This is a genomic window from Burkholderia plantarii, from assembly GCF_001411805.1.
GTDB lineage: Bacteria > Pseudomonadota > Gammaproteobacteria > Burkholderiales > Burkholderiaceae > Burkholderia > Burkholderia plantarii.
The window spans coordinates 2,163,437-2,190,282 of the sequence record NZ_CP007212.1 but is presented as its reverse complement, the minus strand read 5'-3'; the positions used below and the strand labels follow the sequence as shown (position 1 = coordinate 2,190,282).

At 60.3% G+C, this 26,846-nt stretch carries 18 protein-coding genes, 5 pseudogenes and 1 other annotated feature; of the genes and pseudogenes, 14 read left to right on the top strand and 9 right to left on the bottom strand.

Annotated features, from left to right (window positions below; genetic code table 11):
• Nucleotides 1-74: 74 nt before the first annotated feature.
• On the bottom strand, nt 75-1,967 hold the full coding sequence (locus bpln_RS09340) for a hypothetical protein (protein ID WP_244131964.1): 1,893 nt from the start codon (nt 1,965-1,967) through the stop codon (nt 75-77).
• Between the two features lies 1 nt (nt 1,968).
• Nucleotides 1,969-2,234 (bottom strand): annotated as a pseudogene (locus tag bpln_RS33830) (transposase); the annotation flags it as partial.
• 79 nt (nt 2,235-2,313) lie between these two features.
• On the opposite strand from bpln_RS33830, the pseudogene bpln_RS09335 reads away from it, so the two are divergent.
• Nucleotides 2,314-3,412 (top strand): annotated as a pseudogene (locus bpln_RS09335) (IS3 family transposase).
• 200 nt (nt 3,413-3,612) lie between these two features.
• Here bpln_RS09335 and bpln_RS33825 read toward each other — a convergent pair.
• A pseudogene (locus bpln_RS33825) lies at nt 3,613-4,852 on the bottom strand (IS3 family transposase).
• Nucleotides 4,455-4,571: a sequence feature (AL1L pseudoknot), on the bottom strand. It overlaps the preceding pseudogene by 117 nt.
• 40 nt (nt 4,853-4,892) lie before the next feature.
• Between bpln_RS33825 and bpln_RS35265 the strand changes: the two are divergent.
• From bpln_RS35265 to bpln_RS09280, 12 genes are all read left to right on the top strand, one after another.
• Complete coding sequence (locus tag bpln_RS35265) at nt 4,893-5,738, top strand: hypothetical protein (RefSeq protein WP_148653979.1); 846 nt, start codon at nt 4,893-4,895, stop codon at nt 5,736-5,738.
• Complete coding sequence (locus tag bpln_RS09325; RefSeq protein WP_055138658.1) at nt 5,735-6,316, top strand: D-glycero-alpha-D-manno-heptose-1,7-bisphosphate 7-phosphatase; 582 nt, start codon at nt 5,735-5,737, stop codon at nt 6,314-6,316. Before bpln_RS35265 ends, bpln_RS09325 begins: the two co-directional genes overlap by 4 nt.
• Before the next feature lie 15 nt (nt 6,317-6,331).
• Nucleotides 6,332-7,474 (top strand): glycosyltransferase family 2 protein, encoded by a 1,143-nt coding sequence (locus tag bpln_RS33820; protein WP_148653978.1) that lies wholly within the window; start codon nt 6,332-6,334, stop codon nt 7,472-7,474.
• 63 nt (nt 7,475-7,537) lie between these two features.
• Entirely contained in the window at nt 7,538-8,140 is a 603-nt protein-coding gene (locus bpln_RS09320; RefSeq protein WP_244132072.1) for a D-sedoheptulose-7-phosphate isomerase, read from the top strand.
• Between the two features lie 393 nt (nt 8,141-8,533).
• Nucleotides 8,534-9,301 (top strand): glucose-1-phosphate cytidylyltransferase, encoded by a 768-nt coding sequence (rfbF, locus tag bpln_RS09315; RefSeq protein WP_055138656.1) that lies wholly within the window; start codon nt 8,534-8,536, stop codon nt 9,299-9,301.
• A gap of 2 nt (nt 9,302-9,303) precedes the next feature.
• Nucleotides 9,304-10,401 carry a CDP-glucose 4,6-dehydratase gene (gene rfbG, locus bpln_RS09310; RefSeq protein WP_055138655.1) on the top strand — a complete coding sequence of 366 codons (1,098 nt, stop codon included), beginning with the start codon at nt 9,304-9,306 and terminating at the stop codon, nt 10,399-10,401.
• A 29-nt stretch (nt 10,402-10,430) separates the two neighbouring features.
• Nucleotides 10,431-11,774 (top strand): lipopolysaccharide biosynthesis protein RfbH, encoded by a 1,344-nt coding sequence (rfbH, locus tag bpln_RS09305; protein ID WP_055138654.1) that lies wholly within the window; start codon nt 10,431-10,433, stop codon nt 11,772-11,774.
• On the top strand, nt 11,774-12,850 hold the full coding sequence (locus tag bpln_RS09300; protein WP_082465247.1) for an NAD-dependent epimerase/dehydratase family protein: 1,077 nt from the start codon (nt 11,774-11,776) through the stop codon (nt 12,848-12,850). Before rfbH ends, bpln_RS09300 begins: the two co-directional genes overlap by 1 nt.
• A complete protein-coding gene (locus tag bpln_RS09295) occupies nt 12,847-13,539 on the top strand; it encodes a sugar phosphate nucleotidyltransferase (protein WP_055138653.1) in 693 nt (230 codons plus the stop codon). The genes bpln_RS09300 and bpln_RS09295 overlap by 4 nt, the downstream gene beginning before the upstream one ends.
• Nucleotides 13,536-14,900 carry a GHMP family kinase ATP-binding protein gene (locus tag bpln_RS09290; protein ID WP_055138652.1) on the top strand — a complete coding sequence of 455 codons (1,365 nt, stop codon included), beginning with the start codon at nt 13,536-13,538 and terminating at the stop codon, nt 14,898-14,900. Before bpln_RS09295 ends, bpln_RS09290 begins: the two co-directional genes overlap by 4 nt.
• On the top strand, nt 14,897-16,798 hold the full coding sequence (locus bpln_RS09285) for an N-acetylneuraminate synthase family protein (protein ID WP_055138651.1): 1,902 nt from the start codon (nt 14,897-14,899) through the stop codon (nt 16,796-16,798). The genes bpln_RS09290 and bpln_RS09285 overlap by 4 nt, the downstream gene beginning before the upstream one ends.
• Before the next feature lie 9 nt (nt 16,799-16,807).
• Nucleotides 16,808-18,553 (top strand): thiamine pyrophosphate-binding protein, encoded by a 1,746-nt coding sequence (locus bpln_RS09280; RefSeq protein ID WP_063891207.1) that lies wholly within the window; start codon nt 16,808-16,810, stop codon nt 18,551-18,553.
• 90 nt (nt 18,554-18,643) lie between these two features.
• On the opposite strand, the gene bpln_RS09275 is transcribed toward bpln_RS09280, so the two are convergent.
• From bpln_RS09275 to bpln_RS09245, 6 genes and pseudogenes are all read right to left on the bottom strand, one after another.
• Nucleotides 18,644-20,128: a glycosyltransferase family A protein gene (locus tag bpln_RS09275; RefSeq protein WP_148653977.1), complete on the bottom strand. Its 1,485-nt coding sequence runs from the start codon at nt 20,126-20,128 to the stop codon at nt 18,644-18,646.
• Between the two features lie 155 nt (nt 20,129-20,283).
• Complete coding sequence (locus tag bpln_RS09270) at nt 20,284-20,991, bottom strand: ABC transporter ATP-binding protein (protein ID WP_055138648.1); 708 nt, start codon at nt 20,989-20,991, stop codon at nt 20,284-20,286.
• A gap of 15 nt (nt 20,992-21,006) precedes the next feature.
• Nucleotides 21,007-21,795 carry an ABC transporter permease gene (locus tag bpln_RS09265; RefSeq protein ID WP_244132071.1) on the bottom strand — a complete coding sequence of 263 codons (789 nt, stop codon included), beginning with the start codon at nt 21,793-21,795 and terminating at the stop codon, nt 21,007-21,009.
• 330 nt (nt 21,796-22,125) lie between these two features.
• Nucleotides 22,126-23,173, bottom strand: a pseudogene (locus tag bpln_RS09260) (IS481 family transposase).
• Nucleotides 23,174-23,286: 113 nt separating this feature from the next.
• Nucleotides 23,287-23,939: pseudogene (locus tag bpln_RS37665) on the bottom strand (IS3 family transposase); the annotation flags it as partial.
• Between the two features lie 286 nt (nt 23,940-24,225).
• A complete protein-coding gene (locus bpln_RS09245; RefSeq protein WP_042624986.1) occupies nt 24,226-26,367 on the bottom strand; it encodes a M1 family metallopeptidase in 2,142 nt (713 codons plus the stop codon).
• Between the two features lie 94 nt (nt 26,368-26,461).
• On the opposite strand from bpln_RS09245, the gene bpln_RS35260 reads away from it, so the two are divergent.
• The gene (locus bpln_RS35260; protein WP_148653976.1) at nt 26,462-26,722 is read left to right on the top strand and encodes a hypothetical protein; all 261 of its coding nucleotides are present in this window, start codon (nt 26,462-26,464) and stop codon (nt 26,720-26,722) included.
• Nucleotides 26,723-26,846: the final 124 nt, after the last annotated feature.

The following is a 26,846-nucleotide window of genomic DNA, read 5'->3' as shown; positions in this document are numbered from 1 at the left end:
ACCGCCACCGCGCGTGGGGCCGGCTGGCGCGTGTCGATCCACGTCGCCGGCCGGGTCGACTTCATGCCGTGCGTTTACGCCGGATCGGTGTACTTCAGCGTCCAGCCCAGCGTGCGCGTGACACCCGAGCCGAGCGGGAAGAACCCCGTGGTGCAGGTGTAGCTCGAATTGAGCGCGCCGATCGGCGTCGCCGAAGGCGGGTACGGCGTGCCGGGCAGCGAGCCGAAGCTCGACACGCCGCAGCTGTCGAAGCCCGTCGTCGCATAGCCGGTGGCCGCGGTGCCGATATATGACGCCGAGGCGCCGTCGGGATTGGCCGTCGAGTTCGTGATGAGCGCGAAGCCGGCGTAGCTGGTCGTGACCAGGATGTCGCCGGTCAGCGTGGCCGAACTGAGCGTGTCGGTACGCGAGACCTGACCGTGGCTGAACGTGAGCACCGTGTGGGTTTGCAGATCGATGTCGGTCGAGGCGAGCGGGTTCTTCGTGGCGAGCCGGAACTTCGTCGTGTCGAACGACACCACCACCTGCCCGTTCGCCTCCTGCACGTTCAGGTTCCGGTAGTAGGTGACGGGCTGATAGGTCTTGTTGTTGTAGAGGATCTGCGGAATCAGCAGCGCGTAGGTGGCGTTGGCGGTGCCGTAGATCAGCCGGTCCGAGAACGGCACCGGATAGTACGGCGTGAACGGGTTGTAGTCGGGGGCCTGGCTCAGGTTCAGGTTGAACACGCGCTTGCCGTCGCGCACCGTGACGAGCGCGGCCACATACGGATGCGCGGTGTCGGTCGGCAGGTTGTACCAGGTCAGCTTGACGTGCGGCTGGGTGCTGTCGAGCCAGGCCTGGAACGCCGTGTCGGTGAGCGGCGTCGTGCCGCCGAAGCCGAGCTGGTTCCACCATGCGTTCACGTACAGGTACTGATGCAGCAGGCTGAAGTTTTCGCCCATCACGTGGGTGATGTCACGATCGACGTCGGTGCCGCGGCCCTTGACCCACATGTTGACGGACGGCGTGGGCAGCGCCGGGTCGTACCAGAAGTTCTCGAAGCGCAGCGCGGCGTGATAGATGAAGGCGTAGGCGGCCTGCTTCTCCGCGTCGGTCAGCACGCCCACGTTCGCGGCGGCGGTCAGCACTTCCATGAACGCGGTGTCGCCGGATGGCCCGATCGAGCGGCCGTAGTTGAAGCCCTGGCCGTCTAGATTCAGCTGCGGCAGGATCAGGTCCACCGACTTGCGAAGATAGCCCTTCAGCTCGGGCGTGAGGTTCGCCTCGTTGCCCATCTCGAGGGTGCTCTCGGTCACTTCGGCGATCAGCAGCGCGCTGTAGCGGTCGAAGCGCGCCTGGTCGTAGTAGGTGGTGTGGGTGTCGGACGCTTCGTCCGAGAAACCGCCCGAGGCATCGTTGCGGAGGTGGTTCGTCAGCGTGTAGAGCAATGCGTCGCGCGCGCTCATGGTGGCCACCGTCGGGTCCGTGGCCGACGAGAACGTCGGGTTGCTCCAGCCGAGCTTCTGGCGCAGGCCGGCGATGCCGTAGGCCACCGCGTAGCCATTCCACGACGTGTTCAGCGAGGCGATGTCGATCGGCGTGCCGGCGGCCGGGCAGGTGCTGGTCGCGCCGCTCGCGTCGGCGCCGAACATGTCGCAGAACTGCAGGCGCTGCCGCAGCGTGGCCAGCATCGCGTCGCTGAACACTTCGTTCAGCATGCCGTGGGCCTGGAGGTTGTTCAGCGCGACGAGGAAGTAGTATTCGCCCCACGACGTGTTCGCATACCGGTAGTTGCCGCCGTTCAGGCTCGTCATCAGCGCGGTCGTGACCGTCTGGTAGGTCGCGAGATAGGCGGCGTACTGCGGGTCGTGCTTCGCCTTCATGTCGATCAGGATCCACGACAGGCCGAGCGCGAGCTTGCCGGGTATGAACTGGTCGCCGGTGTTGGTCGCGAGCGGGTGGATCCAGCGCGCGCTGCCCATGTCCATCCATCAAATCGAGTTTGTCGAAGCGAGAGAAGATGCGACGAAAGCCCTTCAATCGGCGGAACAGTCGCTCGACTTCGCTGCGACGCTTGTACATTTCCCGGTCGTACTCCCAAGGCTCGACGCGTGTACTCAACGGAGGAACGACGGGAATAAGACCGAGATCAAGCGCAAGTTGTCGGGTTTCGTTGCCTTCATACGCTTTGTCCATCGCAGATGTAGCGGCCGATTCGGCGGTCCCAGACGTTCGAGCAATGCTCGCCCTGCGGGGCATCGCCGGCTTCGACGTCCCCCCGCCCTTGAGTAGCACGACGCTTTAGAGTCCAATCACGTAGTCAGGAGATTGGGCATGAAGAAACGATTCACCGAAGAGCGGATCATTGGTTTCCTGCGCGAGGCGGAGGCCGGCTTGCCGATCAAGGAGCTTTGTCGGCAGCATGGCTTTTCCGAGGCAAGCTACTACCTGTGGCGCAGCAAGTTCGGCGGCATGAGCGTGTCCGACGCGAAGCGCCTGAAAGAACTGGCGGCCGAAAACAACCGGCTGAAGAAGTTGCTCGCGGAATCGATGCTGGAGAACGAAGTCACTCGCGAGGCACTACGAAAAAAGTGGTGGGCGCACCGTCATGCCGAGACTTGGTGCGCCGGCGGCTTGAGCGAGCGACATGCGTTGCGGGTGATCGGCATGAGCACCCAGCGCTTATCGCTACAGCCCCGCGCCCGGACCCGCAATCCTCGCCCTTGCGGCCGCAGATCGTCGCATTGACGCAGCGGCACCGTCGCTATGGCTCGGGCATGATTTATCTGAAGCTGCGGCAGTCCGGCATGATCGTAAACCACAGGCGCGTGGAGCGGTTGTACGCGCAAGAGAAACTGCAGGTGCGTCGGCGCAAGCGCAAGAAGGTTCCGGTTGCGCAACGCCAGCCATTGGGCCGACCGTCGGTAGCCAATCAGGTGTGGTCAATGGATTTTGTGTTCGACCGCACGGCTGAAGGCCGCGTGATCAAGAATCTGACCGTGGTTGACGATGCCACGCACGAAGCCGTGGCCATTGTGCCGGAGCGGGCAATCGGTGGGCATGCATTGACGCGAATCCTCGATCGCGTTGCATTGCTTCGCGGCTTGCCGAAGGCGATTCGGACCGGCAGCGGCAAGGAGTTCTGCGGTCGGGCGATGTTGACGTGGGCACATCGGCGAGGTGTAAAGCTGTTTCTGATTGAGCCCGGCAAGCCGAATCAGAATGCTTACATCTAATCGTTCAACGGTCGATTCCGCGACGAATGCCTGAACGTGTACTGGTTCACGAGCCTGTCTCATGCCAAGGTGCTGATCGAGGCGTGGCGACGAGAGTACAACGAAGAGCGGCCGAAGAGATCGCTGGGCGGGCTGACACCTGCGACCTACGCTCGCCAACTGGCAGCAAAAGCAAAGACATCAACCCCGGATTCTAAAGCCGGACGCTACTGACAACGGGGGGACGTCGCTGATTCCATCACCACGCTGCGCTGGCGTATCGCTGCATACATCGCGCGTCGGCTCCTGCGATGTCCGTTTTGCTCAGCGTTCAAGAGTAATTATTGACACAGTAAGACTAGGCATGGAACGGCGTATCGTAGTTGAACCGCACCGGGAATCGTGGAGGCTGGTTGGTTTAAGTTAATGCGGACACGTCAGCGGCATTTCTGAGTTGCCTGTAGTAGTTTGCCTCAGCTTCAGCAGGCGGGATATAGCCGAGCGGTTCCATCAGCCGATGACGGTTGTACCAAGCGACCCATTCCAGCGTTGCCAGTTCGACGGATTCCCTCGTTTTCCAAGGGGCGCGCCGATGAATCAGTTCCGTCTTGTACAGGCCGTTGATCGTCTCGGCCAGCGCATTGTCGTAGCTGTCGCCCCGGCTGCCGACCGACGGCTCGATGCCGGCCTCAGCCAGCCGTTCGCTGTAGCGGATGCTGACGTATTGAGACCCTCTGACGCCGAATGATGAATCAAAGTCCCGTCCTCACCCGGTTGGCGGGCGTACAGCGCTTGTTCAAGTGCATCCAGAACGAAGTCCGTGGTCATCGACGAGTTGACGCGCCAGCCAACAATACGGCGGGCAAACACGTCGATCACGAATGCCACGTACAGCCAGCCTTGCCATGTCGAGACATACGTAAAATCCGACACCCAGAGCTGATTCGGTCGGTCAGCCTTGAACTGCCGGTTGACTCGGTCCAGCGGGCGCGGCGCGGTCACCTCGAGAATCGTCGTGCGAACACGCTTACCGCGAACTGCGCCACGCAAGCCCTGCAGTTTCATCAACCGTCCGACCGTGCAGCGTGCCACTGCAATGCCCTCCCGGTTCATCTGCTTCCAGACCTTCGGCACGCCGTAGACCTGCATGTTGGCCTGCCAGACACGCTTGATCTCCGGTTGCAAAAGCTCATCGCGTTTCGCGCGGGCGCAGCGCTTCGACGGATCGCGAAGTTGTGCTGCATGGCGTCGGTAGCCCGACGGGGCAATCCGCAAAACCTTGCAGATCGGCTCGACCCCGAAGGTGTCGCGATGCTGATCAATGAAGGCCTTCAGGACTTGAAACGGCGGTCGAGCTCCGCCTGGGCGAAAAACGCGCTCGCCAGTTTGAGAATCTCATTGGTCCGGCGCAGTTCCTTGACCTCGCGCTCCAAGGCCTTGATGCGTTCACGCTCGGCCGTACTCACGCCATCGCGCTCTCCACGGTCGACCTCGTCGCGCTTAACCCAATCCAACAACGTCTGCGGCGTGCAGCCGATCATCGGCGCAATCGATTCGACTGCCGCCCACATCGACGGGTGCTCGCTACGCTGCTCGCGTACGAGGCGCACAGCGCGCTCTCGGACTTCCGGGGAAAACTTGCTTGGCTTCTTGTTCATAGCTCGATTCTCTCAAGAATACGAGCCTCCACAAAATCCAGTGCGGTTCAAGTCGTTAAACGCCGAGTTCGGCTTTTACATCGACGTGCAGGCCCTGCTTGAATGGCCAGAGAAAACAACGCTCCTGAATGTCGCCGCGACTTTCTGTCTACTTTACATCTGTGCGCTGGCCTTGCTTAAATGGGTAAAGAAAACGAAGGCCGCAACGCTCCTGAATGTCGCCGCGAACTTCTATTTACTGACAACGCTCGTTTGCGTTGGCAGCGTTCTGCTCCATGCGGGGCGAATCTATGACATTATGCGGCACCATCCTCTCACTCGTCTGCCTGAATACATCTGCGGCGTCGTCGCCCGCCTGTTGCAACTCGGCACGGAAATCAGCGCTGGCCCGCTACTCAAGCTGGCTTCGATTGCTTCCATCGCAATCTGCGTGTTCGGTAACGAAAATCGTGATGCGGTCGCAATGATCAGCCTGTGTGCGCCCGCATTTTTGCCTTTCATTATCGATGGCGGTACCAATGACGTGGAAGAGAGGTCTTCCGTGTTCACACACGGGCGGTGGCAACTCATCGGAGAGGGAACGTTCTCACTGGACATGACGCGGGCGTTGCCTTTTGTCCTGATGGCCGGTGCCGTACAGACGCAAAATTTCAACCGTACGCAATCATTCTCACGTGCGCTTTCCTCACGGCAAGCGGTACCACTTGGGATCGTCTTCTACAAATTCGTCGAGTTACCGCTGTACCAGCTCATTCCTTCCCATGCGCGCTTCAGCCGATCAAAACATGTGCGTGTCGGATCTGCAGGCCGGAAGCCCGTAACTGACACGCAGCACGCCACCGTTACGGAGGCTCATTCCACCAGTCGATCCTCACAATCGCTATGAGAGTACAGGCCTTATTCCTTGACCGGGACGGTGTCGTCAACGTCGACACCGGCTACGCGCATCGCCCAGAGCAGATTCGCTTCGTCGACGGGATCTTCGAGCTCGCGGCCGCGGCCACCCGCTACGGCTACAAGATATTCACCATTACGAATCAGGCGGGGATCGGCCGTGGCTACTACACGGAGCAGGCGTTTCAGATATTGATGGATTGGATCAGCGAGCGGTTTGCCGAGACAGGCGGCACGATCGAGCGCACATACTTCTGTCCGCATCATCCGAAGCACGGGGTTGGCAAATACCGGCGGTTGTGTGAATGCCGCAAGCCGGCTCCCGGCATGCTGCTAGAGGCCGCACGCGACTACGATATCGACCTTGCCCGATCAATCTTCGTCGGCGACAAGCAGTCCGATATGGCAGCGGGGCAGCAGGCGGGTGTCGGCACCCTGCTATATATCGGCGACGAGTTGGACTTCCAACCGGACATCAAATTGACGTCACCAGTCGAGGCGATTGCGTATCTGCACGCAGGCAATGGAACCCATTCATCGTTGCCCCTTTACTCCGATACCGCTCCCTGAAAAATACCCGAGAGATTGCTTTACACGAATATGGATGGTCACAATCTGACGCACCCGCTCTTAACGATCGCGATCCCGACGTTCAATCGCGCCGGCTTTCTCGAATTGTGCTTGTCCCAGTTTCTCGCCGATGTCGATCTCGTCGAGAACAACACAGTAGAGATCCTCGTGTCGGACAATTGCTCGGCCGATGGCACGACAAAATGTATCGACGCGCTGCGCGAGCGGGGGCTGCCTGTCCGCTACGTCCGCAACGAAACCAATGTCGGCTCCGATGCAAACATCGCGCAGTGTTTCAACGAGGCGCGCGGTGATTACGTCCAAATCCTTGGCGACGACGATCTCTATCTTCCCGGAAAATTGCGTGAGATAGTCGCGATTCTACGGCAGAAAGAGCGCGGTGTTGTCTGCCTCAAATCATATGGCTACGAGCGGGATTTTCTGAAGGAGCGGCCGAGCGGCAGAACCGCCCTGATGGATTTCGCGCAAGCCTCGGATTTTCTATACAAAGTGGGGCCGCTCGTTACGTTTATCTCCGCCTGTATTGTCAACCGCCGCTTGCTCTCCGATGTCGATGCACGCGCGTTCTGTGGAAGCAACCTGGTCCAAGTGCATCTGGTCGTACGGGCGATGTTGCGCGCCCCCCTGAACAGCTACTATGTCGATTACACGCTCGCCTGTAAACGAGCGAATTCGGGCGGGTACGACTTCTCTAAGATATTCGTCGAAAATTTCTTCGAAATTCTAGCGAGTTACGAGACGTACGGATTGCCGCGCGAAGCTATGCGGCGCTTGGGCACCAAAATGCTAATCAGCTACTACCCGTTCAATCTACTAAGGCAGCGGCTGGCCAAACAAGGCGACGCCCGAGCCACCTATAGTCGTTTCGTGACACGGTTCGGCAGACAGTATGCTTTTCTCGTGTTTTGCGCACCTATCATTGCGCTACCGAGGCCTCTCGGTGTCGCCTGGGGATGGGTTGCGGTGCTCGTCGGTCGCATATGGAACGGTGAGCTTGGGCGAGGCTTGCACTTTGCGATACATCAGTTTTCCTTGATGATGAGAAGAACTCGATCCCGCGCATGGATTTCGCCGGCTTTGCATAACGTAACGGCTGAGAAAAGACGAACTGATACGCATCATCGGCGAAAACCATAACCCATTTCGACCGCGTCCTGCGTTTTCCAGATAATCTATTTCGACCTGAAGATGGCTAATTTCATGACCAGGACTCACAGTCCAGCGGAAACGCTGAAAACCAATATCAGTGAGTCACTGCGCGCAAAGGAAGCACTGCTCAACGACGTAAAGCTACTCGACGCATTCTCGGCTGCTGCAGCGCACGTAATCGACTGCTTTAAGTCTGGCGGACGGATGTACGTAGCCGGCAACGGCGGATCTGCGGCCGATTCGCAGCACCTCGTAGCCGAATTTGTCAGCAAACTGGCGCGCGATCGCAACCCGCTGCCGGCCGAAGCCCTCACGACGGACACTTCGATTCTCACCGCCATAGGCAACGACTATGGCTATGAGCATATCTTCTCGCGTCAACTGATCGCGAAGCTTCGGCCGAACGACGTATTCCTGGGCATCACGACCTCTGGTAAATCAAAGAACGTGCTGGCTGCGCTGCAAGTCTGCAAGCAGGTCGGCGTAAAGTCGATCGTTTTCGCTGGGTTCGGCGGTGGCCCAGCAGCCGAACTCGCAGACTATGCGCTGACCGTACCGGGCGGCCGCACCAGCACGATTCAGGAGATCCACATTGTGCTCGCGCACAGTATTTGCGAGTCGGTTGAACAGGCGTTGTTTCCGTTGGAAGACTGAGCGCGGGGCCGTTTAGACCAGAGACGCTTGGCAGCAATTCAGTCGGTGCGGCATTACGGCGACGCTGAAAGACAGATGCAGAGATCCGATTCGATTGAACGTTTCATCGGGGCATGCCGAACGCTCAGATGGTTGCCAAGCATCCGCCGCCCATGCAGAAAGAGTGCGGATAGCACGCTGTTCCGACTGCTGCACCTGTCGAATCAACCAGCAAGCATGTCCCCCAAATCCCGCAATGTCGGCACGGAAGACACAAGCTATAACCTGTTCGAAAACGACGGAGTTCCCAGATCCGAAATCACTTACCGCCGCAACCAGCCCAGGCCCGAGGCGATGCGCATGTATTGAACGACGGGATTTCCCAATCATTAATTCCGAAGGAGCTAGGCCTAGATGAAAGTTGTATTGCTTGCAGGTGGTCTTGGTACCCGAATCTCGGAGGAAACCTCCGTTCGACCGAAGCCGATGGTGGAGATCGGTGGCAAGCCCATTCTGTGGCACATCATGAAGATCTATGCCACGTACGGTTTGACCGATTTTATCGTTTGTTGTGGATATAAAGGATATCTAATCAAAGAGTACTTTGCCAATTATTTTCTGCACATGTCGGATGTCACGATCGATCTGGGCCAAAACCAGATCGAAGTCCATCAAAAGAAGGCTGAACCGTGGCGCGTGACGCTGGTCGACACCGGCGAGACCACGCAGACCGGCGGCCGCCTGCGCCGCTTGCGGGATTACATCGACGGCGATTTCTGCATGACTTATGGCGATGGCGTTGGTTCAATCAACGTGACCGAACTGCTCAAGTTCCACCGCGAGCACGGCAAGCAAGCAACGATGACGGCCGTCCAGCCGCCCGGCCGCTTCGGTGCTCTGGAACTGGACGGCACCCAGGTGAAGTCGTTCATGGAAAAGCCGACCGGCGACGGTGGCTGGATCAACGGCGGCTTTTTTGTGCTGAACCCGTCCGTGATCGACCTGATCGAAGGTGACGACACGCTGTGGGAGCGCCAGCCGCTTGAGAGACTCGCACGTAACGGCCAACTACAGTCCTGGTTCCACCATGGCTTCTGGCAGCCGATGGACACGCTGCGCGACAAGTCGCATCTCGAAGAACTCTGGAAAACAGGCCAGGCTCCCTGGAAAACCTGGGAGTGACGATGCAGGTTAATCCGGCCTTCTGGCAAAGCAAACGCGTTTTCCTGACCGGGCATACCGGTTTCAAGGGTGGCTGGATGTCGCTCTGGCTGGCCTCGATGGGTGCGAAGGTGGCGGGTTATGCGCTTCCTCCTAACACTCAGCCGAACCTCTTCGAGGTCGCGAACATTAGCACGGTGCTCGAGGAAAACCACTTTACCGACATCCGTGACCACGAAGCCCTCACCGCCGCGATGGTCGCGTTCCGCCCGGACATCGTGATCCACATGGCGGCTCAGGCACTCGTGCGTTACTCGTATGCAGAACCGGTTGAGACCTACGCGACCAACGTGATGGGCACCGTGCATGTGCTCGATGCAACCCGTCGGTGCAAGGGCGCGCGCGCCGCAGTCATGGTGACCTCCGATAAGTGCTACCAGAACAACGAGTGGCCATGGGGTTACCGCGAAGACGAACCGATGGGCGGCTACGATCCGTACAGCAATAGCAAGGGTTGCGCGGAACTCGTCACGTCGGCCTACCAGCGGTCGTTTTTCCCCACCGCACGCTATGACAAGCACGGCGTCGCCGTCGCATCGGGACGTGCGGGCAACGTGATCGGTGGTGGCGACTGGTCGGCCGGCAGGCTCGTGCCGGACGCGCTCGCTGCGTTCCAGAAAGGCGTGCCGTTGATGATTCGCAGCCCCGGCGCCGTGCGCCCCTGGCAGCACGTGCTGGAGCCTGTATCGGGCTACCTCGTACTGGCACAGGCGCTAGCGGAACAAGGTGCGATGTTCAGCGGCGGCTGGAATTTCGGCCCCAGCGATGATGATGCCCGCAGCGTGCGCGAGGTCGTCGAACTCGCGATCGAGAAATGGGGAGATGACGCCCGCTGGCAGCAGGATGGCGCCGAACAGCCGCACGAGGCCCACTTCCTCAAGCTGGATTGCTCGAAGGCGAAGCAGTACCTCGGCTGGCGCCCACGCTGGAACCTGTCGACGGCGCTTGGCGCGACGATCGACTGGCAGCGCGCGCTGACGGCAGGCAAGGATATGCAGCAGGTCTGCCATGCGCAGATTCTCGACTATGTAGAGGCTGCGCAACGCGCTGCGAAAAAGTAAACCAGGAATTGCTAAAGGTCTCCCAACAAATGGCTATTGAAATTATCGACGCTAAAAAGCAGGTGCAGGACGCGCTTCGCGGGAAAATCGCCGCGTTGGTCGACGAGTATGCTGCGCTTGCATTCGCCGACAAGCCCTTCGTCCCGGGGCAGACGATGATCCCGCCTTCGGGCAAGGTCATTGGCGCGCCCGAACTGCGCAACATGATCGAGGCATCGCTCGACGGCTGGCTGACGACGGGCCGCTTCAACGACGAGTTCGAGAAGCGCCTGGCCCAATACATCGGCGTCGAGTACCTGATCACGGTGAACTCGGGCTCCTCGGCAAATCTGGTTGCATTCACCACGCTCACGTCGTCGAAGCTCGGTGACCGTGCAATCCAGCCAGGCGACGAAGTCATCGGCGTGGCAGCCGGCTTCCCGACCACCGTGAATCCGATCCTGCAGTTCGGCGCGGTTCCGGTATTCGTCGACGTCGAACTTGGCACGTATAACATCGACGCGTCGCGCATCGAAGCTGCGATCACTAGCAAGACCAAGGCGATCATGCTGGCGCACACGCTCGGCAATCCGTACAACCTTCGCACTATCAAGAAGCTGTGCGAGCGTCACAACCTGTGGCTGATCGAAGACTGCTGCGACGCACTCGGTGCGACCTACGACGGCAAGAACGTCGGCACGTTCGGTGACATCGGTACGCTCAGTTTCTACCCGGCCCACCACATCACGATGGGCGAAGGCGGCGCTGTGTTCACGAATAATCCCGAGCTCAAGCTGATCGCCGAGTCGTTCCGCGATTGGGGCCGTGACTGCTACTGTGCGCCGGGCAAGGACAACACCTGCACCAAGCGCTTCTGCTGGAAGCTCGGCAACCTGCCCGAAGGCTACGATCACAAGTACACGTATTCGCATCTCGGCTACAACCTGAAGATCACCGACATGCAGGCCGCTTGCGCGCTCGCACAACTCGACCGCATCGACGACTTCGTCGCGAAGCGTCGTGCGAACTTCGACTTTCTGAAGTCACGCCTCGTCGCGTGTGAGGAGTTCCTGCTGCTGCCGGAAGCGACCCCAAACTCCAGTCCGTCGTGGTTCGGCTTTCCGATCACGCTGAAGGATGGCGCGCCGGTGAGCCGGCTCGATCTGTTGACATACCTCGACCAGAACCGCATCGGCACACGCCTGCTGTTCGCGGGCAACCTGACGCGCCAGCCTTACATGATCGGGCGAAACTATCGCGCCGTCGGTGATTTGACCAACAGCGACATCGTGATGAACCAGACGTTCTGGCTGGGCATCTATCCGGGCTTGACGACTGAGCATTTGGACTACGTCGCGACCAAGCTCGAAAACTATCTTGGCATTGGATTCTGATGATGGCCTCGCTCGCTGGCGCGCGCGCCGGGCACCGCCAGCCGTTCATCGAAATCGCGCACAGCGATTTCGAGCGGCTGGCTGCACACATCGATTCTCGCGAATTCGAGGGCAAGACGATTCTGATGTCGGGGGCGACCGGGTTCTTCGGCATGTGGATGCTCGCGTATTTCTCCTGGCTGCACGATGCCGGCAAGCAGCGCTTTCGTTTGCTCGCAATTTCCCGCGACCCGACCCAGTTCGAGCAGAAGCATGCATGGATTGCCAATGCCGAGTGGCTACATTGGATCACTGGCGACATTCGTAACTTCGAATTTCCTGTCGAGCCAGTCGATTATGTGATCCATGCTGCGACCGACACGTCTGCACAGGCCGGCCGCTCTCCGCGCGTGCTGCTGGAGTCGATCATCGGTGGCACCCGTCACATCCTCGACTGCGCGAAGGCATGCCGCGCGCCGCGCGTGCTGCTCGTCAGTTCGGGCGGCGCCTACGGCGGCCAGGCACTCGACGTGCCGCGCCTCGTCGAAACGTCGCGAACCGCGCCGTCGACGATGGACATCGGCGCCGCGTATGGTGAAGGCAAGCGTGTCATGGAGCTGCTCGGCACGATCCATGCATATGAGACGTCGTGCGAGGTCGTGTCGGCGCGCTGCTTTGCGTTCGTCGGGGCAGGCCTGCCGCTGGACGGCCATTTCGCGATCGGCAACTTCATTCGCGATGCGCTGACGCAGGATCGGATCGTCATCCATGGCGATGGCAAGAGCGTGCGCTCGTACCTGTATGCGGCCGATCTGGTGGGATGGTTAATGCGGCTACTGCTCAAGGGCGGGAACCGGGAGATCTACAACGTCGGCTCGGATGCCGAAATCACGATCGACGAGTTGGCGCGCGCGGTGATCGCCACGCTGGCGCCGTCGAAGACGGTCGTCATCGACGGCATGGTTACCGACCCGGGTGCTGGAAATCGCTACGTGCCATCGGTAGACCTCGTTCGGGAACAGCTCGGACTCGATGTCTGGACCCCGCTGCCGCTCGCGATTCAAAACACCGCTCTCTTGGCACCTGCACTAACATGAAAGCACTGATTCTCTGCGGCGGGCTGGGCACTCGCCTCCGAAGCGAAATCGGCGTGTTGCAAAAGGCGGTCGCCGACGTCAACGGACATCCTTTTCTCTACTACGTAATCGAGCAGCTCGCGCAAGCGGGTCTGAAGGACCTCGTCTTCTGCACGTGCTATCAGGCCGAGCAAGTGGAGCAGTTCGTGGCCAGCCTGCCGGCTGACCCCGCGCGCCGGGTCGCGATCGTGCGCGAACCCGTAGCGATGGGAACAGGGGGAGGGCTGATCCATGCTATCAGCACGCTGCGCTACGAAGGCGCATTCATCGCGCTAAATGCGGACACTTATCTTGACGCCAAAGCGTATCGCTCGGCCGCCTGCGCGCAACCGCCGTCGATCGTCGTCACACCGGTCGACGACTGCGGGCGTTACGGCGCCGTCCAGATCGACGACACCCAACGGGTGATCGCGGTCGAAGAGAAAGGCAAGATCGGCCCCGGCCTGATCAGCGCAGGCGTTTACGGTCTTCATACGCGCTATCTGCGCGCGTTCCCCGATGCGCCGTTGTCGATGGAGGAACACATCATTCCGGCGCTGATCTCCGGGCAATCCCTTGTCGCGACGCGCTATAACGGCCCGTTCCTCGACATCGGCACGCCCGACAGCCTGAAATTCATTCGTGAACACGGGGTGCAGAAACTGCAATGAAAGACCATTTCATCGACCTCGTCGTCAAGCATGATCAGCCGGTCGTCGATGCGATAGCGGCAATCGAGCGCGGCCCCACGCAAATTTCGCTCGTCGTCGACGACGCGAGAGTCCTCGTGGGCGTGCTAACGAACGGCGACATCCGTCGTTTCCTGATGCAAGGTGGTCAGACCAGCGCTCCAGTTCATACATGCATGAATCGGAAGTTTCATGCACTGCCCTACGGCACGACCCGCGAAGAGCTGCTCAAGCTGTTCGACCTCGGCTACAACGCTGTGCCGCTGCTCGACGAGGAAGGTCGCATCGTCGAATTCGCGACGCCGGACTTCTTCCCGCCGACCAAGGAAGCGGCCGTGCTGTCACGCGCACGTGCGCCAGTCCGCATCAGCTTTTCCGGCGGGGGCACTGATCTCACCTACTACTTCATGAAGAATGGCGGGGTGGTGCTGAATGCGTCGATTGCGCTCTATGCACACGCGACGCTAATTCCATCGGCGTCGCCCGAGATCAACATCATCTCGCACGACATCGACCGCCATGAGCACTACTCGATGCTGCGCAACCTGCTCGATAGTCCGGACAAGAGCCTGCTGTCGTCGGTCGTCTCGGTGATCCGTCCGGATTTCGGCTTCGATCTATACGTCCACTCCGATTTCCCGGTGGGCTCGGGCCTTGGCGGATCGTCGGCGGTCGCGACCAGCGTCGTCGGCGCATTCAACGAACTGCGGCTCGACAAGTGGAGCACTTACGAGATCGCTGAGATTGCCTTCCAGGCGGAACGGCTCAGCTTCAGTATCTCCGGCGGCTGGCAGGACCAGTATGCGTCGGCATTCGGCGGCTTCAACCTGATCGAGTTTGACGGCAAGCGCAACATGGTGCATTCGTTGCGCCTCGAGGAGGCGATCCGGAACGAACTCGAAGAGTGCCTCGTACTGTGTGACACGGGCATTGAGCACGATTCGGGAAAGATTCACGAGCAGCAGCGCGAGGACTTCCACAAGACCGATCGCAACAAGCAACTGCTCGACATGGTTGCGCTATGCCGCAAGATGCACCGGCATCTGATTCGCGGCGATCTCAGCGACTTCGGCGCCAGCCTGCACGAAGCGTGGGTCATCAAGCACGGCTTGTCCGCCGCGATCAGCGGTAACACGCTGGATTCGATCTACAAAACGGCACTTGACGCTGGTGCGCTCGGCGGCAAGCTGCTCGGTGCGGGTGGCGGCGGATTCTTCCTGTTCTACGTGCAGCCTCGCAACCGAGCAGTCGTCTGCGCACAACTCAAATCGCTCGGCTGCACGCTGAGTACAGTCCGTTTCGAGCCGGAAGGCGTTACATCGTGGAGAACGAAAGTAGAATGACCGCATCGACATTCAAGATTGACGATTTTACGGTGGGAGGCCCACGCACATTTGTGATTGCCGAGATCGGCAACAATCACAATGGCAGCGTCAAGCTGGCGAAGCAATTGGTCGACGTGTCGGTCGATGCCGGCGCGGACTGCGTGAAGTTCCAGCTTCGTAATCGCGAAGCGCTCTACCGCACCGCACCCGGAGAGGAAGGCTCGGAGGACCTCGGTGTCGAGTACATCCAGGATCTGCTGAACAAGGTCGAGCTGACCAACGACGAACACCGCGCATTGCGCGAGTACTGCCGCGAAAAGCACGTCACGTACATATGTACGCCGTGGGACGAGCCCAGCGTGGACGTGCTCGCCGACTTCGACGTGCCGGCGCTCAAGCTCGCTTCTGCCGATCTCGTGAACCCGTACTTGATCCGCAAGGCGGCGAGCCTCGACAAGCCACTGATTCTGTCGACCGGGATGTCATTCGAACCGGAAATCGAGGCTGCGGCCAAGCTGGTCCGCAGCCTCGGTGTGCCGTTCGCGATGCTCCATTGCAACAGCACGTATCCAGCTCCGGAACAGGACATCCACCTCGGCTATATCAAGCGCCTGCGGGAAATCCACGACGTGGTCGGCTACTCGGGCCATGAGCGCGGCATCGCCGTGACGATTGCCGCGGTCGCGCTGGGCGCGAAGATCATCGAGCGGCACATCACGCTGGACCGCAACATGGAAGGCCCGGACCATGCTGCGAGCCTCGAACCGAGCGAATTCAAGGCGCTGGTTGACGGCATCCGCCAGGTCGACCAGGCACTGCCGTGGACAGGCCCGGGCCGCCAGGCGAGCCAGGGGGAACTGCTCAACCGCGAAAACCTCAGCAAGAGTGTGATCGCGGCACGTGCGATCAAGCAGGGCGAAGCCTTCACCGAGGGCAACCTGCGTGTCGCGAGCCCGGGTCAAGGCCTCGCGCCGTACCGCCTGCCGGAGCTGCTGGGCAAGACCGCGCATCGTGACATCCGCGTCGGCGACTTCTTGTACGAAGGCGATCTGACCGGCGAGAAGACCGTCAAGCGCGCGTACAGCTTTGCCGGATACTGGGGCGTTCCCGTGCGCTACCACGATTTCCAGAAGTACGCAGAGATGATTGACCCGGATCTCTACGAGTTCCACCTGTCGTATCGTGACCTGTCGCTCGCGCCAGAGAACTACCTGAAGATGGTCGACTGCAAGCGTCTGGTCGTGCATGCACCGGAACTGTTCGAGAATAGTGAACTGCTCGACCTGACGGCCGACGATCTCGGCTACCGCCAGCGCTCGATCGACAATCTGAAGCGGGTGGTCGACGCAACTGAGCGCATGCGTCGCTACTTCCCGCATGCCGACTCCGCGCTGATCGTCGCGAACGTCGGCGGCTTTTCGATGGACGAGCCATTCCCGCTCGCGCACCGCGCCGAGCTATACGACCGCTTCGCCGAGTCATGCTCGAAGATCGATTTCGGCTCGACGGAACTGACGACGCAGAACATGGCGCCGTTCCCCTGGCACTTCGGCGGGCAACGCTATCAGAACATCTTTATGATGCCGGACGAACTGGTGCAAAAGGCGCAGGAACTGAAGCTGCGCTACTGCACGGACCTGTCTCATCTGTCGATGACCTGCAGCCACTTCGGAATCGATTTCCAGGAAGCGCTCGCGAAGCTGTTGCCGTACACGGCGCACCTCCACGTTGGCGATGCGTTGGGCGTCAACGGCGAAGGCGTCTTGATCGGGACCGGCGACATTGACTGGCAAGCAACGTGGGAGAAGGTATCCGCATACCCGGACGCGAGCTTCATCCCCGAAGTGTGGCAAGGCCATAAGGACCACGGTGCCGGTTTCTGGCACGCGCTGGATTTCCTCACTCAGCTTGGCTAGGACGCCACAATGAACGTCGCAGAATTCATTCTTTCAAATATCCAGCAACTGGGCACCGATACCGTGTTTAGCTTGACGGGAGGCATGGCCATGCACATTAACCGTGCAGCGGCCGAGTCCAGCATGCGGGTGATTTACTGCAATCACGAGCAGGCCGTCGCGGCTTCCGCAGACGGTTATGCAAAAGCCAAGGACTTCGTCGTGCCGGGTCTCGCGATCGTCACGTCGGGGCCGGGTGTCACCAACACGATCACTTCGGTCGCGTCGGCGTACTACGACTCCGTACCGATGTTTGTCCTGGCCGGCCAAGTCAAGCGCGCGGACATCAATGCACACGGTGTGCGCAGCCACGGTGCGCAGGAAACGCCTCAACTGGAACTGATGCAGCCGATCACTAAGTCGGCGTTCCGCTACATCCCGGCCGAAATCGATGATAAGACGCTGGCGGCCCATCTCGCGCAAGCCTTGACAGGCCGAAAAGGCCCGGTTTTCATCGAGATTCCGCTCGACGTCCAGGCTGAAGTCGTTCCGGATGCCGAAGCGCGTCTCGCAAAGATAGCCGAGCAAATCGCCGACGCTGCCAACAAGGATCGCGAAGTGCCTGAAGTAGCAGTCGGGGCGATCATCGATGGACTGAAGACGGCCCGACGGCCAGTGCTGGTCGTTGGCAATGCGCTGCGCATTGCCGGAATCTCGCGTGCATCGATCAAGCAGTTCGTGGAGAAGACCGGCATCCCGACACTGTTCACCTGGGCCAGCTTCGATCTGTTGACGCATGATCACGTGCTCAATTTCGGCAGTGCCGGTGGTCTCGCGCCGACGCATTCGAATCAGATCATCCAGTCCGCCGATTTCATCGTCTTCCTAGGCACGCGCCTCGACCTGCTGACCACCGCGTTCAATCCGGCCAACTACGGCAAGAACGCGCAGCGCATCGTCATCGAACTGGACGAGAAGGAGATCGCGAAAAACGCTGGCCTGCCGAACACGACCTTCTTCAACGAAAATGTCGCCGGCGTCGTGCGCGCGCTGCTCGAGCGTGCTCCCGAGACTCACAGCGCCGAATGGCTTGCCCATTGCAAGAGCCTGCTGATCAAGGACCAGACGGACGAACAGGCGGCATTCGGTACGCCCCGTCTGACGACGTACCAGATATCGAACGTGCTGTCGAAGTCGCGCCTCGGCAAGTACGTCGTGCCGACCGCGTCGGGCTACGCGATCGAAGGCATCGCCCGTTTCTTCAAGCCGGCCGAAGGCGCGACCTTCGCGTGGGCGGGGCATGTACTCGGCTCCATGGGACTCGGCCTACCGACCGCGGTGGGTGCTGTTGCCGCGTTGAAGCAACCCGTGGTCTGTCTTGAGGGCGATGGCGGCTTGCTGCTCAACGTGCAGGAACTGTTCACGCTCGCGGCGAACCCGGATCTACCGCTGACGGTCGTTGTGCTGAACAACCGTGGTTACCAGTCGATCATCAAGTCGCAGACGCGTGCGTTCAGGAAGGAGTTCGGCGCATCGGCAAAGTCCGGCTTGTTCGAACCCGAGTTTGAACTGCTGGCGGAACTCGTCGGCCTGCCTTACGAGAAGTGCGAGACGCTGGAACAACTCGAGGCCAGTCTGAATAGCGGTGTGCCGCGTCGTCTGATCGACGTGGCTGTCCAGGAAGACGGCTATCGCGGTCCGGCCATCACGACGAAGTTCGACGAGAACGGCAAACCGTATTCGACTGACATCGGCGACGTGACCTGGGAGCGATAATTCGCCACTCCGACGTACGGTGGAACTGAAGGTTCCGCCGGACCCGATACGCGAAAGGGCGCCGTCATTGACGTTCGGCAGCCGGCTCGGTCAGTACAGCATCGCCCTGAGCTTGCGCTTCATGGCGCCCGGCGCCATGTTCACCACTGCATACGTCAGGCGGCTACGGTAAAGGTACACGACGACGCGGTGCGTCAGTTTTCGCAGCGCGCTGGTCGGCTGCGCCGGAGTTATGCTGATCGGGTAGACGTGCGATAACGAGTCGACGGGCTCGACAAGCACGAATTCATCCATTTCCTTCTGGGTGAGGATCTGCCAGTGGTCGCTGATCGCCGGCGCATCGATGAGCTTGTAGGCAAGCATAAAGTTATCGTTGTCACTCACTCGTGAAACGATGAAGCCGCGCGGATGCAAGCGCACGAAGCTGTCGCCGAGCTGGCTGACGATCAGGGTGCCGAATCGAAGCGCCAGGCTGTCGATGCCAATTGCATCAAGAACCAGTCCTATCTTGTCGGTGAAATCCCGCCCCCGCAGCGAATTGCAGCCAACGTAGAGTTCCTTGATCATGTCGTTGAGAATGGCCTTCTCGGGGCAGACACGACACAGGAAATCGTAGACCTCGTCGAATTCGGTCTGCGTTATCCGCTCCAACTTCTTGAACCATCCGAATCTGATCTGCGCGACGATGTGCGAATAGATCTCGTCGACCTGACGGCGCAGCAGCGTGCCTTCCGAACACATCGACCGCCGCACGTCACCGTGATCGTAGACGCCTTTCGCGATCAGGTAATTGAACTGGCGAATCAGGCCGAATGTCCACGCGTAGTAGCGGTATGTCTTGGCAAGCTTCGAGTAGCGCGCCCATTCGCTGTCGTCGCCCGCGTGGTAGGCCTTACTTTCGATCTGGACGAGGTACATCGAAAAATACTGGACATCCTCGCCGTCAAGCATCGCCAGCGCCGTGGTCACATGCGAGAAGTGCGGCCCGCATGTGACGATGATTTCCTTCCAGACCGCCCGATCGAGACAGCGTCGCTCGAAGATCCATGCCCCCATGCCGGTCGCGATGAAGTTTATGCCGGTGCTCATGACGAATAGCTTGTATGGCATCGCTGCGTGATTCGCCAGCATGTGCGTCGACGGGTAATTGTTGGTCTTGCCGGTCTGGTCGATCCAGCTGGAGTTGAAGTAAGCGGCCGGTGTCGTCGGTGCTTCCAGCCACTTTGCCAGCATACGCAGCCCTTCCGGCAGGAAAATCCGCTTATCACCGGCAAGCCAGATGTACTTGCCTTGCGCGTGCGCGGATGCCGAGTGGGCCGACTCTTCCGCTGTCAGCTCGAAGCGTTCCGAGCGCACTACCTTCATTGAGTGGAATAGCGCCTGGATGCGTTCAAGACGATTTTCGACATGCGAGTAGTCGATCGGTGCAATTGGATCCGCGTTCAGAAAAACAATGAGTTCCGCCTTTTCGAGCAGCGGTTTCGGTGCGTTGTTTACCAATGAGTTCAAGCAACGAAAGAGATTTCTTTCTTTCCCAGTGGTCGGAACCACAATCGAAATCAACGGGCTGCCCATCAATTCGCTCTTAAAAATATGCATACAGTATAAAAACAGCAAATCCCGTCTAATATACGGTGCGCCACGTAGTGTGCAAAGGAGACATCGCACGCGATGACTGTTTCCCCTGGAGGGCAAAACATTGCAACAAACACGCGTTCGTGTGTCCAGTGTCAGCAGCTCGCCTCCGACACGATGGTGCCGTGCTCCATCGTGATGCGCCGCGTCGCGAGACGCTCCGCGAGCTCGTGATCATGCGTCGCAATCACCAAAATGCCGGCATCGCTGACGAATTGCTCCAGACGCGTTTCAGCCTTGTGCTTGAAATGTTCATCGCCGACACTCATCCACTCGTCCATTAGCAGGATTTCCGGCTTGATCACGGTAGAAATCGAAAAGGCAAGCCGCAGCGTCATGCCCGCCGAATAGGTCCGCACCGGTACGTTCAGGAAGTCGCCGAGTTCGCTGAATTCCGCAATCTCTTCCGCGAGCCTGGCAATTTCCTTCGCCTTCAGTCCGAGGAACAGTCCGCGCAGATACATGTTCTCGTAGCCGGTCGACTCCAGATCCATCCCGAGCATTGAATCAAGCAGGCTGGTAATCCGTCCCTGCACGTGAACCTTGCCGATTTCGGGCTCATAGACGCCCGCCAGCACGCGCAGCAACGTCGTCTTGCCGGCACCGTTGCCGCCGATCAGCGCTATGCGGTCGCCACGTACGATTTCGAGGTTGATTTCATGCAACGCCTCTACGACCGTATGGCCAGGCGAACCGACAAACCGGCCGCCGGTCGCGGCAGCCATCACCGCACGTTTGAACGAGCGGTGCCGTGCGTCGTAAATCGGAAAGCGAACGGTGACATTTTCAAGCGAAATATGCATATTAAACGCCCTCGATCAAAGCCAGTACGTCACGCGATGACGCAGCTTGCCGAGCATCGCCAGCGCCAGCGCGAGGCCTACCACGGCCATGCCAATCGCACCGATCCAGGTTGCTGGCGCTGGCATCCGGCCCAGCAGCGGCTGGCGTATGAGTTCGAGCAGGTAGAAGAACGGATTGAAGTGGATCAGGTGCTGACGCTTCGGCGACAATTGCTCGACTTTCCAGATGATTGGCGTCACGAAGAACAGCACCTGCACCAAATTGGAGATCACCGGATGCATGTCGCGATAGCGTGTGCAAAAAATGCTCACCACGCAACCCATCCAGAACAGGTTGACGAGCACGACCAACATCGAGAGCGGCAGGACCAGTAAGCTAGCATTCAGGTGAACCGGCAGAATGGCCCAGACGATCACAAAGACGAGGATGTTGTGCCCCAGGATAATCGTATGGCGCCACATCACCCGGAACACGAACATTGATAGCGGCAACTTTATTTGTCGGAGGTAGTTGGTCGAGTTCGAGAACGCCTCGCCAAAATCGGCAATCTGGCCAGCCATGAAGCCCCAGATGATGAGGCCAAGCGCGAGGTGTGGGATGAAGGTGGCGGGATCGTACTTGAACAGCATGCCATAGAGCGGACCCATCGCGCCGATCATCACGGCCATGCTGATTGTCAGCCAGAACGGCCCCAGCAGTGAGCGTCGATAGCGCTGACGAATATCCTGCACACCCAGCGCCAGCCAGAGATCGCGGCAGCGCAATCCATCCCGGATGTCATTTACGGCGTTTAAATACTTCACACTCAGTGGTTCAAAAGATCAGTCTGGTGACTGGTTTTATGGAATGGGCGTAGACAACGACGGAAGCGCCGCTGAACGCCCGCGTTGAAATTGGCGTACATCGAAGCCGCAAGAAGCCAGTCGCGTGCATCATTCGAAATGGCTGCCGGATCGAGAAAAAGCGCCCTAACTGACATGCCCCAAAGTATGAAACTTTGAGCAAGCTCGCGAAAAACGGGCGTGCAAAAATTCTGAGCTAAACTTGATGTGCGTCGGACGAAGGGTGTTATTTTTCAACTGTAGAAGTCGCGACCCGATCTGACAGTTACCCGTTCCGACGGTGCGTGACTGTCAGATCAGATTCAGGTGGCTCACTTTCTCCTTCCACACCTCCTTGCCCGTGATGAGCGTTTGCAGAGGCGTGCGACCACAACACATCTTACCTTGATGGGTCCGCTCGCCGTTGTAGTACATCAGCCAGGCATCGAGATCGACCTGCAGCTCCGACAGCGTCCAGATACAGCTTGCGGCGGAACGCGACCTGATAAAACTCCTGCGGGATGGTTTTGTGGAACCGCTCGCAGATGCCATTCGTCTGCGGATGTCACGCCTTGGTTCTGGTGTGCTCGATGTCGTTCAGCGCCAGGTACAACTGATAATCGTGCGATTCCGGCTTGCCGCAATACTCCGTGCCTCGATCGGTCAGCATGCGCATCACACCCATGCCGTGCTCCTCGAAGAACGGCAGCACCCGATCATTGAGCAGATCGGCCGCCGTGATCGGCGTCTTGGTGGTGTACAGCTTGGCCATGGCCACTTTGCTGTACGTGTCGACGAAGGTCTGCTGGTAGATCCGGCCTACGCCCTTGATCGTGCCCACCTAGAACGTGTCTTGCGAGCCCAGATAGCCGGGATGAGCGGTTTCGATTTCGCCGTGGGCCACATCGTCGTCCTGCTTTCTTTCCAGCGCGGCCACCTGGTCCTCGCTCAGCACGATGCTTTTTTCAGCGACCTGCTTCTCCAGCGCCACGAGCCTCAGCTTGAAGGACGACAACGCGTGACGCAGCCGGATCGAACGAACCCCGGATGCAGACACGAAAATGCCGCGCCGGCGTAATTCGTTGCTGACCCGAACCTGCCCGTGGGCGGGCTGCTCCATGGCATAGCCCAGCACGACGATTTCCGTCGATTCATCGACGCGATTCTTGGGATTCGGCTTGCGCCGATTGCTGTCGAACAGGGCATCGATGCCGCCCTCGGCCACGGCGTTCTGATAACGGTAGAACGTATCGCGCGAGAGCCCCATCACCTTGCAGGCTTTCGACACGTTGCCCAGCTCGGTGGCCAGATTCAGCAGACCGATCTTGTGGCGGATGACGTTTTGGTTGAGACTACTCACGGGGTGACTCCTTGGCGCTTGCGCGCTGTTTTGATGAAGATTCGCACCTCTATCAAAACGGGTAACCCCACCTCTTGGCAAGGCCTTACTGTCAGATCAAGTCTGAACTTCTACACCTGATTGGCACGGTCGATCTTCATGCCGCGTAGCAGGTACGGCCAGATCTTGTGCTGTGCGTGGCGCCGGCTCGTGTTCGGCTTGCAGTACAGCGCCTCGACACCCATGCGCCTCATCAGCGCGCGCACACGCTGGCGGCCGACTTCATGGCCTTCCCGGCGTAACAGACGTGCCAGCATCCGTGCCCCGGAAAATGGAAACCCCATGTGCAGTTCGTCGATTCGACGCATCAGCAACTGATCCGCCTCGCTCACTGGCTGCGCCCGGTAATATGCGCTCGATCTCGCGACGCCAACCAGTCGCGTCTGTCGCGAAACCGGCAACGCATGCGTGCGGTCAATCATCGCTTTGCGCTCGACAGTCCGGCTTTGCCGAGCGCTCCGGACAAAAAATCGTTCTCCAGCGTCAACTGTCCGATCTTCGCGTGCAGCGTTTTCACGTCCACCGGCGGCTCGTTCGACGGTGGACCGGCCGCGCCGAACACATCCGCCGCACGCTCCTGCAGTTGCCGCTTCCACTCCGTGATCTGGTTCGGATGCACATCGAACTGCTGCGCCAGCTCGGCCAGCGTGCGCTCGCCCTTGACCGCCGCCAGGGCCACTTTCGCCTTGAACGCCGCTGAGTGCGTCCGTCGGGTTCTCTTCGTCATCTTTCCGATTCCTTTGCCTGCATTATCGCTGGCTCAAGCCCCGGGCATTCCACTTACCCGACTGTCCGAATTTGCGCGGCCACCTCTCAATGGCTCGGCGAGCCGCCATATTCCATCTCAGGCCGATGCCGATGTCGGGCGGGAAGGGCGGGCCTGCGGTATGAAAAACGCCCTCGCATCGAGACGATGCGGGGGCGTAGCCAGCCGACGAGAGGCGATGGCCGGCTGGCCGGCCGCCGCGCCCTCATCGGCGTAGGCAGCCGTATGCAGCTTGCTGTGCAGCCGCTTATTGCACCTGCCGCTGCCGTGCCACGAACTTGCCGTGATAGCGCACCACCGGCCGGGCCTGGCGCACCACCGACGGCGCCGTCGCCAGCTGCCGCAGCGAGACCGCCGCCGGGCCGCTCACCGAGGTCAGCGCGGCCGAGCGCGAAGCCGGCGCGAGCTGGTTGCTGACGAGCAGCGCCGCGTCGTTGCGCAGGTTCGTCAGCAGCACCGGATCGTTCACGCGCGACAGTTGCGGCAGCAGCGCGCTCCAGGCCGTGTCGCTGTAGTTCGTCACGTAGTAGTCGAAGCCGGTGGGGTTCGCGAGCACCGCCGAGCAGCCCTCGAGCCGCACCTGCGTCTGCGTGTCGGAGAGCGCGAGCGTCTTGCGGTTGATGAGGCCGTCGCCATACGCGAGCGTCACCGGAATCGTCCACTGCGTGCCGGGGTAGGCGTTCCGGTTCGGGAACGGCGCCTGTTTCAGCGTGACGATGTTCTGGTTCTTCGTCAGGTCGCACTGCGTGTCGAGCGACAGCAGCGGCACGCCGGTCTGGCGCACGAAGCTGTCGCCGATCGGGCCGACCTTCTGGCCGCTCGCGTTCGACAGTGCATCCCACAGCCGCTGCGGCGTGCCGTTGCCGAACGAATAGTCGGCCAGATACTGCTGCAGCCCCTTGCGCATCACCTCGTCGCCGAGATAACCCTCCAGCATCTTCAGCACGTGGCCGCCCTTGTCGTAGACGAAGGTGCCGGCGTTGATCACGAAGTCGTTCGAACCGAACGCGTTGAAGTTCGGCTGCACCGGGAACGCGTCGGGGCCGATGTCGGCCTTGATCACGGCCGCCTTGTTGCCGGCGTCCTGCACCCAGTTGAACACGTCCGGATGGAACTGGATCGTGGTGCGCGTCTCGAAGTACGTCGCGAACGACTCGTTGAGCCAGACGTCGTCCCACCAGTCGAGCGTGACGAGATCGCCGAACCACTGGTGCGCGGCCTCGTGCGTCAGCACCGTGAGCCCGTAGCGCGACATCGGCGTGCCGGGCTTGGGCAGGATGTCGTCGGCGAACTCCAGGATCGACCCCCAGTTCTCCATGCCGCCGAAGTTCAGGTCCTTCTGCGCCTTGAACTTGTCGTTCGCGGCGATCGTGTCGAACTTGGTCAGCGGCAGCGCGATGCCGGTGTAGCGGTAGTAGTAGTCGAGCGCCTGCTTGGTTTCCTGCATCGCCGGCTTCGCCCACTCGCTCATGCCGGGCGGCGTGAAGATGCGCAGGTGCAGCCCCTTGCCGTCGGGCAGCGGGCTCGTGAAGTCGTCTTCGAGCGTGTCGAACTTGCCGCCGCCGAAGAACAGCAGGTACGACGGCATCGGCGGTGTCTTCTCGAACGACACCAGCTTGTAGCCGCCGCCGATGCTGGCGGCCGGCTTCTCGGCCGCGTTCGACACCACGCGCCACGCTTGCGGCACCTCGGCCGACACTTCATAGGTGGGACGGAACGCGGGTTCGTCCCAGCCCGGGAACCACTGGCGCGCGAGGTCCGATTCGCCTTGCGTGAGCACCGCGCCGCTGGAGGTGCCGTCGGTGCCGACCAGGTCGACGCGGAACATGCCCTCGGCCGCCGAGCAGCCCGGATACGGATCGTTGTCGCAACTGCCGACCGTGCCCTGCGCCGGGTCGCCGTGCGAATCGAAGTTGATGATGCCCTGCCATTCCATGTGCAGCGAGTAGTTGCCGCGCGGGATCGTGCCGCTGGCCGGGCGCAGCTGGTAGTAGTCGCCCTGGCCCTGCGGCGTGGCGATCAGCTCGATGTTGCCGGGCTGCAGCGTGATCTTGCCGTTGGTGAACTGGATGCGATGGCCGGCCACCACGATCGCGTTGACGGCCTGCTTGACGTTGATCTCGACGTCGGCGCGCCCCTGGAACTGGCTCAGGTCGTCGCTCGGCCGGAACCAGAGCTTGTAGTTGACGGGCACGACGGTGTCGGGCATTTCCACCGGCGGCGTGCCGGGGTTGACCGTGGCCCGGGTCGGCGCGGCGGTGCCGGCCGGATTGTTCGCCGCGCCGAGCGAGACGGCCGAGCCGGCGCCGCCGTCGTCACCGCCGCAGGCGGCGAGCGCCAGCAGCCCGATCAGGGAGAGATGACGGATGTTGCGGATACGCTTCCACATACCGATGCCTCTGCTGTTGGAATGAACGGTTGATGTCATGTTGAAACCGGCAGGCAATGCCGCTCCCTCGCCGGTTTGATTTCGGCGAAAAGAAATGGCTGGCTTTCCGGATGAAACGAAGGCGGGAATTAAGCGGAAATCAGGTGATGAAATGCATGATCGAAGGCCCTGTTGTTCAAGAATGGTTGGCAAACGTGGCGCGCTCTCGGGCGCGTGCCGGCTCGACGACACGGATCTCGGCCAGCGCCCGCGCGACGGCCGCGAGGCCTCGGTGCCGTTGGCTTTCTCGCTTCGGGATCGCGGCGGCGCAGCGGCGGCGCCGCCCCAGGCTGACATCGAGCCGACGCTTTGCTGAATGCCGGCTGCCGCCGAATCCGTGAGCGAATATACATCGTAATTTTTTGTAATGGAACAAAAGGATTGTCGAAATCCGCTGATCTGAAGTTTTTGCCGATTCGCAAATCGATAAAGAAAAATAT

Coding starts and splice junctions, on each gene's coding strand:
- bpln_RS09340 (WP_244131964.1), bottom strand. CDS start 1,967: ATGGACATGGGCAGCGCGCGCTGGATCCACCCGCTCGCGACCAACACC.
- bpln_RS09325 (WP_055138658.1), top strand. CDS start 5,735: ATGAGAGTACAGGCCTTATTCCTTGACCGGGACGGTGTCGTCAACGTC.
- bpln_RS09320 (WP_244132072.1), top strand. CDS start 7,538: ATGACCAGGACTCACAGTCCAGCGGAAACGCTGAAAACCAATATCAGT.
- rfbF (WP_055138656.1), top strand. CDS start 8,534: ATGAAAGTTGTATTGCTTGCAGGTGGTCTTGGTACCCGAATCTCGGAG.
- rfbG (WP_055138655.1), top strand. CDS start 9,304: ATGCAGGTTAATCCGGCCTTCTGGCAAAGCAAACGCGTTTTCCTGACC.
- rfbH (WP_055138654.1), top strand. CDS start 10,431: ATGGCTATTGAAATTATCGACGCTAAAAAGCAGGTGCAGGACGCGCTT.
- bpln_RS09300 (WP_082465247.1), top strand. CDS start 11,774: ATGATGGCCTCGCTCGCTGGCGCGCGCGCCGGGCACCGCCAGCCGTTC.
- bpln_RS09295 (WP_055138653.1), top strand. CDS start 12,847: ATGAAAGCACTGATTCTCTGCGGCGGGCTGGGCACTCGCCTCCGAAGC.
- bpln_RS09290 (WP_055138652.1), top strand. CDS start 13,536: ATGAAAGACCATTTCATCGACCTCGTCGTCAAGCATGATCAGCCGGTC.
- bpln_RS09285 (WP_055138651.1), top strand. CDS start 14,897: ATGACCGCATCGACATTCAAGATTGACGATTTTACGGTGGGAGGCCCA.
- bpln_RS09280 (WP_063891207.1), top strand. CDS start 16,808: ATGAACGTCGCAGAATTCATTCTTTCAAATATCCAGCAACTGGGCACC.
- bpln_RS09275 (WP_148653977.1), bottom strand. CDS start 20,128: ATGGGCAGCCCGTTGATTTCGATTGTGGTTCCGACCACTGGGAAAGAA.
- bpln_RS09270 (WP_055138648.1), bottom strand. CDS start 20,991: ATGCATATTTCGCTTGAAAATGTCACCGTTCGCTTTCCGATTTACGAC.
- bpln_RS09245 (WP_042624986.1), bottom strand. CDS start 26,367: ATGTGGAAGCGTATCCGCAACATCCGTCATCTCTCCCTGATCGGGCTG.
- bpln_RS35260 (WP_148653976.1), top strand. CDS start 26,462: ATGGCTGGCTTTCCGGATGAAACGAAGGCGGGAATTAAGCGGAAATCA.